Origin of the sequence: Sphingomonas sanguinis, from assembly GCF_019297835.1 — a bacterium.
GTDB classification, from domain to species: domain Bacteria; phylum Pseudomonadota; class Alphaproteobacteria; order Sphingomonadales; family Sphingomonadaceae; genus Sphingomonas; species Sphingomonas sanguinis_D.
In genome coordinates this window covers 3,043,022-3,057,788 of the sequence record NZ_CP079203.1, presented here as the reverse complement: position 1 = coordinate 3,057,788, position 14,767 = coordinate 3,043,022, and the positions used below count along the sequence as shown (strand labels likewise).

The 14,767-nt window shown below is 67.0% G+C and carries 9 protein-coding genes and 1 pseudogene; 4 read left to right on the top strand and 6 right to left on the bottom strand.

Annotation, left to right across the window (positions count from 1 at the left end):
• Window positions 1-52 precede the first annotated feature (52 nt).
• Genes KV697_RS14305 through KV697_RS14290 form a run of 4 tightly spaced genes read left to right on the top strand, consistent with a single transcriptional unit; the run spans window position 53 to window position 7,057 of the window.
• Window positions 53-1,579: a tryptophan halogenase family protein gene (locus KV697_RS14305; RefSeq protein ID WP_219018763.1), complete on the top strand. Its 1,527-nt coding sequence runs from the start codon at window positions 53-55 to the stop codon at window positions 1,577-1,579.
• Window positions 1,576-3,369 carry an alpha-amylase family glycosyl hydrolase gene (locus KV697_RS14300; protein WP_219018762.1) on the top strand — a complete coding sequence of 598 codons (1,794 nt, stop codon included), beginning with the start codon at window positions 1,576-1,578 and terminating at the stop codon, window positions 3,367-3,369. The genes KV697_RS14305 and KV697_RS14300 overlap by 4 nt, the downstream gene beginning before the upstream one ends.
• On the top strand, window positions 3,369-4,982 hold the full coding sequence (locus KV697_RS14295; protein WP_219018761.1) for an alpha-glucosidase: 1,614 nt from the start codon (window positions 3,369-3,371) through the stop codon (window positions 4,980-4,982). Before KV697_RS14300 ends, KV697_RS14295 begins: the two co-directional genes overlap by 1 nt.
• The gene (locus tag KV697_RS14290; protein ID WP_219018760.1) at window positions 4,979-7,057 is read left to right on the top strand and encodes a glycoside hydrolase family 97 protein; all 2,079 of its coding nucleotides are present in this window, start codon (window positions 4,979-4,981) and stop codon (window positions 7,055-7,057) included. Before KV697_RS14295 ends, KV697_RS14290 begins: the two co-directional genes overlap by 4 nt.
• Before the next feature lie 76 nt (window positions 7,058-7,133).
• On the opposite strand, the pseudogene KV697_RS20160 reads toward KV697_RS14290, so the two are convergent.
• The 6 genes and pseudogenes from KV697_RS20160 to nirB form a co-directional block, all read right to left on the bottom strand.
• Window positions 7,134-7,519 (bottom strand): annotated as a pseudogene (locus KV697_RS20160) (transposase); the annotation flags it as partial.
• Window positions 7,520-7,777: 258 nt separating this feature from the next.
• The gene (locus KV697_RS14275; protein WP_219021530.1) at window positions 7,778-8,047 is read right to left on the bottom strand and encodes a hypothetical protein; all 270 of its coding nucleotides are present in this window, start codon (window positions 8,045-8,047) and stop codon (window positions 7,778-7,780) included.
• A 362-nt stretch (window positions 8,048-8,409) separates the two neighbouring features.
• Window positions 8,410-9,201 (bottom strand): uroporphyrinogen-III C-methyltransferase, encoded by a 792-nt coding sequence (gene cobA / locus KV697_RS14270; protein ID WP_219018757.1) that lies wholly within the window; start codon window positions 9,199-9,201, stop codon window positions 8,410-8,412.
• Entirely contained in the window at window positions 9,191-11,776 is a 2,586-nt protein-coding gene (locus KV697_RS14265) for a nitrate reductase (protein WP_219018756.1), read from the bottom strand. Before KV697_RS14265 ends, cobA begins: the two co-directional genes overlap by 11 nt.
• Window positions 11,777-11,909: 133 nt before the next feature.
• Entirely contained in the window at window positions 11,910-12,263 is a 354-nt protein-coding gene (gene nirD / locus KV697_RS14260) for a nitrite reductase small subunit NirD (RefSeq protein ID WP_042487547.1), read from the bottom strand.
• Window positions 12,260-14,740, bottom strand: a complete 2,481-nt coding sequence (nirB, locus tag KV697_RS14255; RefSeq protein WP_219018755.1) for a nitrite reductase large subunit NirB — start codon at window positions 14,738-14,740, stop codon at window positions 12,260-12,262. Before nirB ends, nirD begins: the two co-directional genes overlap by 4 nt.
• Window positions 14,741-14,767: the final 27 nt, after the last annotated feature.

Genomic DNA, 14,767 nt, shown 5'->3' with positions numbered 1-14,767 from the left:
CCCTATTTCCCGCGCCGATCGAACGGTCGGCGCGGGTTTCGTGAGACGCCGCATGGACGCCGCCCCTTCCGCAGACCATATCGCTCAACGGGTCGTGATCGTCGGCGGCGGCACGGCCGGTTGGATGGCGGCAGCGGCCCTCGCCCGGTTCGCACCCGCCTCCACCCGCATTACCCTGATCGAATCCGATGCGATCGGAACGGTCGGCGTGGGTGAGGCGACCATTCCCGGTATTCGCCTGTTCAACCAGATGCTGGGGCTGGACGAGGCCGAGTTCCTCCGTGCGACCAACGGCAGCTTCAAGCTGGGTATCCGGTTCGAGGGCTGGTCGGGCGAAGGCAGCGGCTATCTTCATGCCTTTGGCAGCATCGGGCGCGGCCTGGGCCTCGTCCCCTTCCATCATTACTGGCTGCGCGGCGGCGGGGCGGCGAACCCGGCCTCGCTCTGGGGCCATATGCCGGGAGCGCAAGCCGCCATGGCGGGCCGCTTCGCCCCCGATCCCGGCCGTCCCGACCTGCCGAGCGGCCTGGCCTGGGCCTATCATTTCGATGCCAGCCTCTACGCCGCGCTGCTCCGCCGCCACGCCGAAGCGGCAGGCGTGGTACGGGTGCAGGGGCGCATCGCCTCGGTCGCGCGTGATGCGGGCGGACGGATCGACCATGTCGTGCTCGACGACGGTCAGGCCCATGCGGGCGACCTGTTCATCGACTGCACGGGTTTCCGTGCGCTGCTGATCGGCGAGACGCTGGCCGAGCCGTTCGACGACTGGTCCGAGCTTCTCCCCTGCGACCGCGCGCTGGCGGTGGCGGGCGAGCGGACCTGCCCCCTGCCCCCCTATACCCGCGCGATCGCACATGGCGCAGGCTGGCGGTGGCGCATTCCGCTTCAGCACCGCACCGGCAATGGCCTGGTCTATGACAGCCGCCATCTCTCGGACGACGAAGCCGCCCATCGCCTGCTATCCGCGCTGAACGACGAGGCGATGGGCGAGCCGCGCCGCTTGCGCTTCACCACCGGACGGCGGCGGCGCGCCTGGGTCGGGAACTGTGTCGCGCTCGGGCTGGCGGCGGGATTTCTGGAGCCGCTGGAGTCGACCAGCATCCATCTGATCCAGTCGGGCATCGCGCGGCTGCTCGACTATTGGCCGGGGACGATTCCGCCAGCGGTCGAGATGGATGCCTATAATCGCGAGACGGCGGCCGAGTGGCTGGCGATCCGCGATTTCCTGATCCTGCACTACCATGCCAATGCCCGCCCCGAGCCCTTCTGGACCGAGCGGCGGGCGGTGCCCCTGCCCGAGAGCCTGGCCGCCCGGATCGCGTTGTTCCGCGCAAATGGTCGTTTCCGTCGGGAGGGCGAGGAACTCTTCGCCGAACCCGCCTGGGTACAGGTGATGATCGGCCAGGGCATCATCCCGGCCGGACATCATGCGCTCGCCGATGCGCTGTCGGCGGACGATCTCGACGATTTTCTCAGCCTCACCCGGCGTCACGCCGCGCAGGTGGCCGCCCGGCTGCCGACGCACGACGCCTTCCTCGCCGCGCATTGCGCCGCCCCTGCCCCAAAGGTTTTTGCATGAAGACGCTGCTGCTCGCGCTCCTCGCGACCGCCACGCCGCTCGCCGCCCAGGATTACCGTCAGCGCTTGCCGCAGGACGAGGTGATCTATTTCGTCCTGCCCGACCGGTTCGAGAATGGCGACACCGCCAATGATCGCGGCGGGCTGAAGGGCGGCCCGCTGATTACCGGCTTCGATCCGACGCACAAGGGCTTCTATCACGGCGGCGATCTGAAGGGGCTGACCAGGCGGCTCGACTATATCCAGGGTCTGGGCGCGACCGCGATCTGGCTGGGGCCGATCTTCAAGAACAAGGCCGTGCAGGGCGCCAAGGGCCAGGAGAGCGCGGGTTATCACGGCTATTGGATCACCGACTTCACCACGGTCGACCCGCATCTGGGCAGCGAGGCGGACCTGCGCGCCTTCATCGCGGCGGCGCATGGCCGGGGGATGAAGGTCTATATGGACATCATCGTCAATCATACGGCGGACGTGATCCAGTATCGCGAATGCGCCGAAGGCTCACCCTGCCCGTATCGCGACCGTGCGCCCTACCCCTATCAGCGGCGTGGCGGCGTGAAGGGCGCGGCGATCAATCCGGGTTTTCTGGGCGACGATGTGCAGACGACGGCGAACTTCGCGAGGCTGACCGACCCGAACTACGCCTACACCCCCTATGTGCCCGCAGCCGAGAAGAACGCCAAGACCCCCGCCTGGCTCAACGATCCCATCTATTACCACAATCGCGGCAATACGAGCTTCGAGGATGAAAGCTCGACCACCGGCGACTTTTCGGGACTGGACGATCTCTACACCGAAAATCCGCGCGTCATTGCGGGCATGATCGACATTTACGGCAGCTGGATCGACCGGTTCGGCATCGACGGCTTTCGCATCGACACCGCCAAGCATGTGAACCCGGAGTTCTGGCGCAGTTTCGTCCCCGCCATGCTGGACCGCGCCAAGGCGAAGGGCATTCCGAACTTCCACATCTTCGGCGAGGTGACGGCGGGGATGGAGCCGGGTGCGCTGGCCCGCTGGACCAAGATCGCCGATTATCCGGCGGTTCTCGACTTCGCCTTCATGAACGCGGTGATCCAGACGGTCGCCGAGAACAAGCCGACCCGCGTCCTGTCCAACCTGTTCGAGGGCGATGTGCTGTACGCCAAGGGCGAGGCGACGGCGGACATATTGCCGACCTTTCTCGGCAATCACGACCATGGCCGCTTCGCACGCGACGTGCGGGCAGCCAACCCCAGCGCCTCGGACGAGGAAATCCTGAAGCGGGTCGAACTCGGCCATGCGATGCTGCTGACGCTGCGCGGCGTGCCGACCATCTATTCGGGCGACGAACAGGGCTTCGCGGGCGACGGCAACGACCAGGACGCGCGTGAGGACATGTTCGCCAGCAAGGTCGCCAGCTACAACGACAACAGGCTGGTCGGCACGTCCAAGACGACCGCGACCGACAGCTTCGCGCCCAGCCACCCGCTCTATCGCGAGATCGCGACCCTCGCCCGGCTGCGCACCGCCAATCCGGCGCTGACACGGGGGCGGCAGGTGATCCGCGCGCGCGGCGATGCGCCGGGCCTGTTCGCGGTGTCGCGCTTCGATCCCGCCACGGGGCGCGAATATGTGATCGCCTTCAACACCTCGGCCAAGCCTCTTGCTCAGGCTGTGCAGGTTGAAACGGCATCGCAACGTTTCGCCACCATGGCCGGCACCTGTGCCTCGACCGCCGCCGCGCCGGGGAGCCTGATGTTGGAATTGCCCGCTTTCGGCTATGCCGTCTGCGCGGCGGAGAGCCGTTGATGACCGAGACTGTCCATAAGCCCGCGCGCCCCTGGTGGAAGGGCGCGGTGATCTATCAGATCTACCCGCGCAGCTTCGCCGACAGCAATGGCGACGGCATCGGCGACCTGCCCGGCATCACGGCGCGCCTCGACCATGTCGCCAGCCTGGGCGTGGATGCGATCTGGCTGTCGCCCTTCTTCACCTCGCCGATGAAGGACTTCGGTTATGACGTGGCGGATTATCGCGATGTCGATCCGATCTTTGGAACGCTCGCTGATTTCGACGCGCTGGTGGCGCGGGCGCACGAACTGGGGCTGAAGGTCGTCATCGATCAGGTGTACAGCCACACCTCCGACGAGCATCCCTGGTTCACCGAAAGCCGGTCCAGCCGCACCAATGCCCGCGCCGACTGGTATGTCTGGGCCGATGCCAAGCCCGACGGCTCGCCGCCGTCCAACTGGCAGTCGGTGTTCGGCGGCCCCGCCTGGACCTGGGACGCACGACGCGGGCAATATTATCTCCACAATTTCCTCAAGGAGCAGCCGCAGCTTCACGTCCACCACCCGGAGGTGCAGGCCGAATTGCTGGCGACGGCGCGCTTCTGGCTGGACCGGGGGGTGGACGGCTTCCGGCTCGATGCGATCAACTTCATGATGCACGAGCCGACCATGCGCGATAACCCGCCCGCGCCGGACACGGGCAAGACGCGCACCCGGCCGTTCGACTTCCAGGTCAAGCTCTACAATCAAAGTCACGCCGATATCGTGCCCTTCCTGGAGCGGATTCGGACGACACTGGACAAATATGGCGACCGTTTCACCGTGGCGGAGGTCGGCGGCGACGAGGCGGATCGCGAGATGAAGCTGTTCACCGCTGGCGACCACCGGCTGAATACGGCCTATGGCTTCGACTTCCTCTATGCCGACCGGCTGACCCCGCGCATCGTCGCCGAAGCGGTGGCGAAATGGCCCGCCGAGCCGGGCATGGGCTGGCCGAGCTGGGCATTCGAGAATCATGACGCGCCGCGCGCCGTGTCGCGCTGGACGACGCCCGAACACCGCGATGCCTTTGCGCGGATGAAGATGCTGCTGCTGCTCGCGCTTCGCGGCAATGCCTTTCTCTATCAGGGGGAGGAACTGGGACTGACCCAGGTCGATGTCCCCTTCGAGCGGCTGGTCGATCCCGAAGCCATCGCCAACTGGCCGCTGACGCTGTCGCGCGACGGGGTGCGCACGCCGATGCCGTGGAGCAGCAATGCCATCAACGGCGGCTTTTCGGATGCCGAGCCCTGGCTGCCGGTCGGGCCGGATCACGCCGCGCTCGCGGTCAACCGTCAGGATGGCGACCCGGACTCGCTGCTGAACCTCACCCGTCGCCTCGTCCGCCTTCGGGCCGAGACGCCCGCACTGGCGGTCGGCGGCCTGACGCTGCTCCATGCCGACGACCAGCTGCTCGCCTTCGAACGGCGCGAGGGCGACCAGCGCCTGCTCTGCCTGTTCAATCTGGGCGACATGCCCGTGACCCTGCCCCCTGCCCTGCCGCGCGGGGGACGACCGCTGATCCACATCAATAGCGCCACCGATGAACGCCTGGGCGCGTTCGGGGCGGCGATCCGGGAGATGACTGCATGAAGACGACCCTCGCCATCGGCCTCGGCCTGATCGCCAGTGCGGCACAGGCCCAGAACGGTCCCGCCGATCCGGCGGTCAACGAGACGTTCAAATTCGCCAAGCCCGCCGGACAGCCCGACGCGATCGAGACCTCGCCGAACGGCCAGATCACGGTGCAAGTATCGACGGACAATGACGGCCGGGCGGTCTATATGATTGCCCGCAACGGCAAGGCGATCGTCGCGCCCTCGCGGCTGGGCATGATGTTCACCGACGCGCCCAAGATCGAACGCGGTATGAAGATCGAGGCGGTCACCCATGCCCAGTCCGACACCAGCTGGACCCAGCCCTGGGGCGAATGGCGCACCATCCGCGACAATCACCGCGAGATGCGTGTCCGCCTGATGGAGTCGAGCGCGCTCCATCGCCGCTATGACGTGGTGTTCCGGGTGCAGGACGACGGTGTCGGCTTCCGCTACGAATTTCCCGAGCAGCAGGCTTTGCCCAAGGCCAACATCGCCGAGGAGCTGACCGAGTTCAACATAGCGCAGAACGGGACTGCGTGGTGGAAGCCCGCCTTCCTGTGGAACCGTGAGGAATATCTCTACAACCGCACGCCGATCACGGCGGTGGGCACAGCCGCGACGCCGATCACGATGAAGCTGGACGACGGCACCCATATCGCCATCCATGAGGCGGCTTTGGTCGACTATGCCAGCATGGCCGTCATGAAGACCGAGGGGAACAGCTTCAAGGCGGTCCTCACCCCCGGCTCGGGCGCGCCCAAGGTGGTGAAGACGGGTGCCTGGACGACGCCGTGGCGCACCTTCCTGATCGCGCCGGATGCGGGCGGGCTCTATATGAGTCATCTGATGCTCAACCTGAACGAGCCCAACAAGCTGGGCGACGTATCCTGGGTCAAGCCCGGCAAGTTCGTCGGCGTCTGGTGGAAAATGATCAAGGGCGAATGGAGCTGGGCGCGCGGGCCTCGCCATGGCGCCACCACCGCGAACGTGAAGACCTATATCGACTTCGCGTCGAAATACGGCATCCCCGGCGTCCTGGTCGAGGGGTGGAATATCGGCTGGGACGGCGACTGGGCGGGCAATGGCTCGGCGATGCAGTTCGCGACCCCGGCGGAGGATTTCGACGCGGACTATCTCGCCAAATACGCCAAGGCCAAGGGCGTCTCGCTGATCGGCCATCACGAGACGGGCGGCGCGGTCAGCCATTATGCAAGCCAGTTCGACCCGGCCTTCAAATTCGCAGCCGATCATGGCGAGCATGTGGTCAAGACCGGCTATGTCGCCGATGCCGGGCAGATCGAGCGGGTGAACGCGGACGGCTCGGTAAGCCGCGAGTGGCATGAAGGCCAGTGGATGGTGAACCACCATCTGCGCGTGCTGGAGGCCGCCGCCAGGTACAAGGTATCGATCGACTCCCACGAGCCGGTCAAGGACACCGGCCTGCGCCGTACCTATCCCAACTGGATGGCGCGCGAGGGCTCGCGGGGAATGGAATATAACGCCTGGCCGGGCAAGAACCCGCCAGAGCATGAGGTCAATCTGGCCTTCACCCGGATGCTGGAAGGGCCAATGGACTTCACGCCGGGCGTGCTCAGCCTGACGGGCAGCGACAACAGTCCGATCCAGTCGACCATTGCCAAGCAGCTGGCGCTGTATGTCGTGCTCTACTCGCCGGTACAGATGGCGGCCGACACGCCGGAGAATTATGCGAAATACCCGCAGGCGTTCCGCTTCATCGCGGATGTGCCGGTGGACTGGGAGGACAGCCGCGTCCTGAACGGCGAGGTGGGCGATTACGTAACCTTCGCCCGGCGGGACCGGAAAAGCCGGGACTGGTATATCGGCTCGATCACCGACGAGAATGCACGGGAGCTGACCATAACGCTCGACTTCCTCGATCCGGGCAAGCGTTACGAGGCGCAGGTGTACAAGGACGGTCCCGGCGCGACCTATGCGACCGATGCCCGCCATTCGATCGCGTTCGAGACCAAGCGGGTGAAGAAGGGCGACACGCTGACGCTGTCGCTTGCGCCCGGTGGTGGCCAGGCCATCCGCTTGAAGGCGCTGTAACACCTCCATTCCTACCCATCGCAGTTGGGATGGGGGACCGCGCCCGCAGGGCGTGGTGGAGGGGTGTGGCCGATCCCTAGAGCGAATTCGGATCAGTCTGCATCGTACCGGCAGCGGCGAAGTGGTTGGCGCACTCGGCATGCGTGAACGTGTCGATGGCGGCACCGATAGCGTGGTACAGGTCGTCGCGGGTGCGGGCGGCGGCTTTGCGCAGGAGCGCCTTGAGCTTGGTAGGCGTTTTCGATCGGGTTGAAGTCAGGCGAGTAAGGCGGAAGGAAAAGCAGCCGCCCCCCCTGCCTCGATCGCCATACGTGCCACGACGCTCTTGTGGGCGGGCAGGTTGTCGAGGATCACGACGTCGCCGGGCTTCGGCGTCGGGGCGCCCCAAGCTGCGAACCACGCCCCCGTCATGGGTCCGTCAATGGCGAGCGGCGCGGTCATGCCTGAGAGCCGCAAGCCTCCCCGAATTGCCATCTGTCAGCCCCATGATCTTCTACCGATCCTGCGCGCTCACTCTGCCTGTTCCGAAATCAAATGGTTTGAGAATGGCTGATCGTATCCGGGCGTTTTATTCGATGACTTCGTAGGGCCACTGCCAAGGGGATTGGAGGAATGTTGTCCCGCCTTTCCGGTCCGACTCCTCCATCCCATCGGGGCGGGCGATGTTCGCGATGCCGAGCGTTGTCGCCGAGTTCGAGCGCAGCATCCTTCGCGACCGCATCATGGCGGGGCCCGCACGCTCCTCGACAAAGGCACCACCATCAACGCCACAGCGAAGTCGCTGAAGATTGGCATCGCCACAGTCCACAGGATCAAGATGGCCCAAGCTGCTTGATCCGCCAGCGTCGCGCCCACGGTGAACATCATCCGTACGGTTGAGGAAGACGATATGACCAGCACGTTCGCCGCTTGGTTGAGGCGGACGGTTCCGCTGCCCATCGGCTGACCCACGATCCAGCGCGCGACCATGGGTCTCACCATCCGGGTCATGCACGCTGTATTCAAATGGCAACCGGTCGTCATCGAGCCCCGACCAATGCTCCCGCCCACGATGATCCTGAACGATGAGTCGAAACCGTCATTGCCAGCCTTCCGACGCGCTGAACGAAGGATCGGGAAGCGTTGCTAAAGGCTATCGTGGACGGTGACGCGCTGCCGCCCGAGACGCATCGTGTAAGCGGCACCATTCCTTCCCCAGGCTTCCGAGCCTCGGAACTGGCGGAAAACCAAGACTTTCTACCAACGTCACCGTGCGACAGCGCGATGGCGAAGTCTTGGACTCTCCCGCCGCCATGGGGCGCCGAGGCGCGTCCGCTCGTCCCCTTACAAAGCCGACGGGCCCAGCTTTTTTGTCAGGCTGCGATCATCCCGTCATGCACTGGGCTCGTTTGTGCATGTGCGAAAGCCGGATCGGCCTCGACCGCTTCGCCGACGATCAGCATGGCGGGATCATGGGCGCTGATCGCCTCGACCAGAAAGGCCAGCGAGGACAGCCGCCCCCGGATGATTCGCTCATTGGGCAGCGAGGCGTTGACCACGACCAGCACCGGCGTGTCCGGGCTGCGCCCGGCGGCGACCAGTTGCTGGGCCACGGTCGCGGCGGCCGCGCGGCCCATATAGATGGCGAGCGTCGAATCGGTCGCGGCCAGCGCTGACCAGTCGAGGTCGAGCGTCGCGCCCGCCTGCGCATGCGCCGTGACCAGGGTCAGGCGACGCGCCACGCCGCGCAGGGTCAGGCTGGTCCCCGCCGAGGCGACCGCCGCGCTGGCGGCGGTGATGCCGGGGCAGATGCGTACCGGCACGCCCGCCGCGCGGCAGGCGGTCACTTCCTCCGCCGTACGCCCGAAGATCGCCGGGTCGCCGCCCTTCAACCGTACGACGCGCTTTCCCTCCAGCGCCGCCGCGACGATCAGCGCGTCGATCGTCCGCTGATCCTTGGAATGACGGCCCGAGCGTTTGCCGACGCTGATCTGCTCGGCGCGGGGGTCGATCAGGTCGAGGATGCCGGGGCCAACCAGCGCGTCGTAGAAGACGGCATCCGCCGCCGCGATCAGCCGCTCGGCCTTGCGGGTCAGCAGATCGGGGTCGCCCGGCCCTGCGCCGACCAGCCAGACCGAACCGGCGGGAAAATCGTCATGCGGCATGGTTGGTCTCCTCGGCGAGCAGGCGGGCGAGCGCGGGGCGGCACGATCCGCAATTGGTGCCCGCGCCCAAGGCGGTCCCGATCGCGGCGACATCGGCCAGCCGCTGGTCGCGGATCGCCGCGACGATGGTGCGCATCCCGATATCGAAACAGGCGCAGACGATCGCGCCGCGATCCGCCTGCACCCCCGGCGCACGTCCGGCGAGCAGGGTCGGTGCGGCCTCCGCCTCGGCCAACTGGCCGATCAGCCAGTCGCGGCTGGGCAATTCGCCGCTTTCGGTCACGAACAGCGCGGCGACCAGCCGACCGCCCGACAGGATCGCGATTCGCCTGGTGCCCCGCGCCGCGTCGATCGCCTCGATCCGCTCGCCGCCGGGCAGGCACGCTTCCAGCTTCACCGGATCGCCATCGCCCGCCAACTCCCACAGGCTGCCCGCCGGAACCGCGACGCGCGTCGCCCACAGGCATTTGGGCGTGTGCACCGGCTCGCCCGCGACGATCAGGAAACCGCGCCAGCGCGTCGCGACCGCCGCCAGCCGCGCCGGGGTTTGCTTGAAGCCCGGCTGGCCCGACACCGGATCGACCAGCGGACGCGGCAACAGGCCGGTGCGTCCGCCGCTGGAGGTGCGGTCGGTCCAGTGGATCGGCGTGAAGATCTCGCCCCGCCGCTGCGCAGGCGTCACGCGCACGCGGTAGAGGCTGTCGCCCTGCGGCGTCGCCACCTGCGCCAGTCCGCCATCGGTGACGCCCAGCCCAGCGGCATCGTCGGGATGCACCTCGACCAAAGGCTCCTCGCGGTGGCGGGCGAGCTTGGGCGCCAGGCCGGTGCGGGTCATGCTGTGCCACTGGTCGCGATAGCGTCCGGTGTTGAGCGTCAGCGGCCAGGCGGCGAGCGGGCCGGAAATCGCCTTTTGCACGACCGTCACCAGCCGCGCGCGACCATCGGCGGTCGGGAAACGGCCCTCGGCAAAGGGGGTGCAGCCCCAGCGGAACGGCGTCATTGCGTCATAATCGGCATTGCCCGCACTCGACAGGCCGGGCAGCGCGAAAAGGCGCGCGCCGTCATTCTCATAGGCCGACAGACGGCAATGCTCGCGCCAGATTTCGGCGGGGCGGTCATAGGCGAAGGCGGTCTTCCACCCCATGCGGCGGCCGACTTCCTTGACGATCCACCAGTCGGGCTTCGCCTCGCCGGGCAGCGGGAACAGCGCGCGCTGGCGGCTGATCGTGCGGTCCGAATTGGTGACGGTCCCGTCCTTCTCGCCCCAGGCGGCGGCGGGCAGGCGGACATGGGCAAAGGCCGAGGTGTCGGTGTCGGCGATCACGTCGCTGACCACGACGAAGGGACAGGCGGCCAGCGCCTCGCGCACGCGGCCCGCATCGGGCATCGACACGGCGGGATTGGTCGCCATCACCCATAGCGCCTTGATCCGCCCCTCACCCAAGGCGCGGAACAGGTCGACGGCCTTTAGGCCGGGCTTTTCGGCAATGGTCGGCGCGGCCCAGAAGCGCTGGACGCGGGCGCGGTTGTCGGGTGCGAAGTCCATATGCGCGGCCAGCGTGGAGGCCAGCCCGCCCACCTCGCGCCCGCCCATGGCATTGGGCTGGCCGGTGATCGAAAAGGGCTGCGCGCCGGGCTTGCCGATGCGGCCCGTCGCAAGATGGACGTTCAGGATCGCATTGACCTGATCGGTGCCGCTCAGCGACTGATTTACCCCCTGGCTGAACAGGGTGACGGTGCGCGGCGTGGCGGCGAACAGTTCGTAGAAGCGGCGCAGGTCGGCCGGGGGCAGATCGCAGGTCTTCGCCACCGACCAGAGATCGCTCCCCTCGCCCACCCGCTCCCAGAAATCGGCCGGGACCGACAGGTGATCGGCGAGAAATGCGGTGTCGAGCGCCCCCGCCTCGCGGCACCAGGCGAGCAGGCCGTTCATCAACGCCACGTCGCTGCCGGGGCGCAGCGGCAGATGAAGGTCGGCTTCCTCCGCCGTCTCGGTGCGGCGGGGGTCGATCACCACCAGCTTGGCGCCCGCATCGCACCGGGCGCGGATACGCTGATAGACGATGGGGTGGCACCAGGCGGTGTTGCTGCCGACCAGCACGATCAGGTCGGCGGCGTCGATGTCCTCGTAAGACGCGGGCACCACGTCCTCGCCGAACGCGCGAGTGTGGCCCGCCACCGCGCTCGACATGCAGAGCCGCGAATTGGTGTCGATATTGGCCGAGCCGATGAAACCCTTCATCAGCTTGTTGGCAACATAATAGTCCTCGGTCAGCAGCTGGCCGGAGACGTAGAAGGCCACGCTGTCGGGACCATGCTGCGCGATGGTGTCGCGAAAGCGCCTGGCGACGAGGTCGAGTGACTTGTCCCAGGACGCGCGACGCTTGCCTATCATGGGCGTGAGCAGGCGACCCTCGAGGCCGACCGTCTCGCCCAGATGCGTGCCCTTGGAACAGAGCTTGCCGCGATTGGCGGGGTGGTCGGGGTCGCCCTCGATCCGGACGGTGCGCTCGCCGGTGACGGTCGCACGGATGCCGCAGCCGACGCCGCAATAGGCGCAGGTGGTACGGATCATAGATCCTCCCCGGTACGGGGAGGGGGACCAGCGAAGCTGGTGGAGGGGGGCTTCCGCAGGCGGGTCGCTCGCGGCGATCCCCCTCCACCACGGCCTTCGGCCGCGGTCCCCCTCCCCGTGCCGGGGAGGATCATCACGCCGCTGCCTTGAGGGTGCTGGCGCGGCAGATCAGGACGCGGCCGCCGCTGATCTTCACCGGCACGACGGGCGTACAGCCCTTGTCCTCGCCCAGCGCCTCGCCGGTCGACAGGCTGATCCGCCAATTGTGCAGCGGGCACGCCACCGCGCCGCCATGGACGATCCCCTGGCTCAGCCGCCCATGTTTGTGCGGGCAGCGATCGAGCAGCGCGAAGACCTTGTTCTCGCCGGTGCGGAAGACGGCGATGTCGTGGCCGCCCTCAACCTGCACCGTACGGCTGCCGCGCACCGGAATTTCGTTGACCCAGCCGATATCGAGCCATTCGCCCGCCAAGAAACCAGAGGTCATGCCATCTCTCCAACCGGTTGGAAGCGCGCCATCGGCGCATGGATTTCGCGTTCCTCGCCCGCGACGCGCGCGGCCCAGGGATCATCCTGCGAGAAGCTCTGCGAATAGAAGAAGCGGCGGGCGAGTTCGGCGCGCGCCTCTTCGTCGGGCAGGAGCCGCGACTGGATATAGGCCAGGCCCACCCGCTCGATCCATGGCGCGGTCCGCTCCAGATAGCGCGCCTCTTCGCGATAGAGCTGGACGAAGGCGGCGCACATCTCCATCGCCTCGGCTTCGGTCGCGACCTTGCAGAGCAGGTCGGTGGCGCGGACCTTGATCCCGCCATTGCCGCCGACATGGAGTTCGTAGCCGCTATCGACGCACACCACGCCGAAGTCCTTGATCGTCGCCTCGGCACAATTGCGCGGGCAGCCCGACACCGCGATCTTGAACTTGTGCGGCATCCACGAGCCCCAGGTCGCCCGCTCCAGCTTGACGCCCAGCCCGGTCGAATCCTGCGTGCCGAAGCGGCACCATTCGGAGCCGACACAGGTCTTCACCGTCCGCAGCGACTTGCCATAGGCATGGCCGCTGACCATCCCGGCCGCGTTCAGATCGGCCCAGACGGCGGGCAGATCCTCCTTCTTGATGCCGAAGATGTCGAGACGCTGGCCGCCCGTCACCTTGACCATCGGCGCGTTGAACTTCTCGACCACATCGGCGATCGCGCGCAGTTCCTTCGGCGAGGTGATCCCGCCCCACATGCGCGGCACCACCGAATAGGTGCCGTCCTTCTGAATGTTGGCGTGCATGCGTTCGTTGACGAAGCGGCTCTGCTGGTCGTCGACATATTCGCCGGGCAGGGCGCACAGCAGATAGTAATTGAGCGCCGGGCGACAGGAAGAGCAGCCATCGGGTGTCGACCAGTGCAGCTTCTGCATCACCTCCGGGATGGAGCGCATGTCCTGCGCGACGATCTCGCGGCGGACATCGTCATGGCCGAAGCTGGTGCATTTGCACATCGTCTTCGGCCCCGCCTCGACCTCGTCGCCCAGCGTGAGCGCCAGCAACGTCTCGACCAGCCCGGTGCACGAGCCGCAGCTTGCCGATGCCTTGCAGGTGGCGCGGACCGCATCCAGGCTGTGCGCGCCCTTCGCGATGCACGACACGACCTGCCCCTTGGTGACGCCGTTGCAGCCGCAAATCTCCGCCGTGTCGGAGAGCGCCGCAACGGCCGCCTTAGGGTCCGCCTGCCCCCCTCCCGAGGCGAAGGCCTGGCCGAAGATCAGCGCGTCACGAATGTCGCCGACGCTCTCGCCCTTCTTCAGCAGGTCGAAATACCAATTGCCGTCGGCGGTGTCGCCGTACAGCACCGCACCGACGATGCGGTCGTCCTTGACCACGACCCGCTTGTAGATGCCGCGGGCCGCATCGCGCAGCACGATGTCCTCCGCGCCGTCGCCGCCGCCGAAATCGCCCGCAGAGAAGACGTCTAGCCCGGCGACCTTCAGCTTGGTTGCGGTCGCGGTGGGGCGATAGCCGGACGGGCTGCCGGTCAGCGCATCGGCAAGGCTGCGGCACATGTCCCAGAGCGGCGCGACCAGGCCGTATACCTGTCCGTCATGCTCGACGCACTCGCCGACCGCCAGGATGCGCGGGTCGGAGGTGACCATATGGTCGTCCACCTTGATCCCGCGCCCGACTTCCAGCCCGGCGGCGCGGGCTAGCGCAACCGAGGGGCGGATGCCGACCGCCATCACCACCAGATCGGCGGCGATCTCGCGCCCGTCCTTCAGGCGGATGGCTTCCACCTTGCCGTCGCCGACGATTTCGGCGGTGTCGGCGCCGCACAACACGGTCTGGCCGCGCGCCTCCAGCGCCTGTTTCAGCAGCCAGCCCGCCGCCTCGTCCAGCTGCCGTTCCATCAGCGTCGGCATCAGGTGGAGGACGGTGACTTTCATCCCGCGCAGGGACAGGCCATGCGCCGCCTCCAGCCCGAGCAGGCCGCCGCCGATCACCACCGCGCTGCCGCCCAGCTCGGCGGCGGCGAGCATGTGCTCGACATCCTTCATGTCGCGAAAGCTGATGACGCCGGGCAGGTCGTGACCGGGCACCGGGATGATGAACGGGTCGGAACCGGTCGCGATCAGCAGCCGGTCATAGTCCAGTACCATGCCGCTCTGGGCGGTGACCGTCCGCGCCTCGCGGTCGATCGCGGTGACAGGATCGCCGCTGACCAGGGTGATGCCGTTGTCAGCATACCAGTCGAGGCCGTTGATGACGATCTCGTCGAACGTCTTTTCGCCTGCCAGCACCGGCGACAGCATGATCCGGTTGTAGTTCACCAGCGGTTCGGCACCGAAGATGGTGATGCGGTAACGGGCGGGATCGCGGGCCAGCAATTCCTCGACCGCGCGGCATCCGGCCATGCCGTTGCCGATCACGATAAGGTGCTCGCGGGCATCCACCTTCGCAGGGGTGACAACTTCGTGTTTCATCGGTTCGATCCGTCGAAGAGGAAAAGC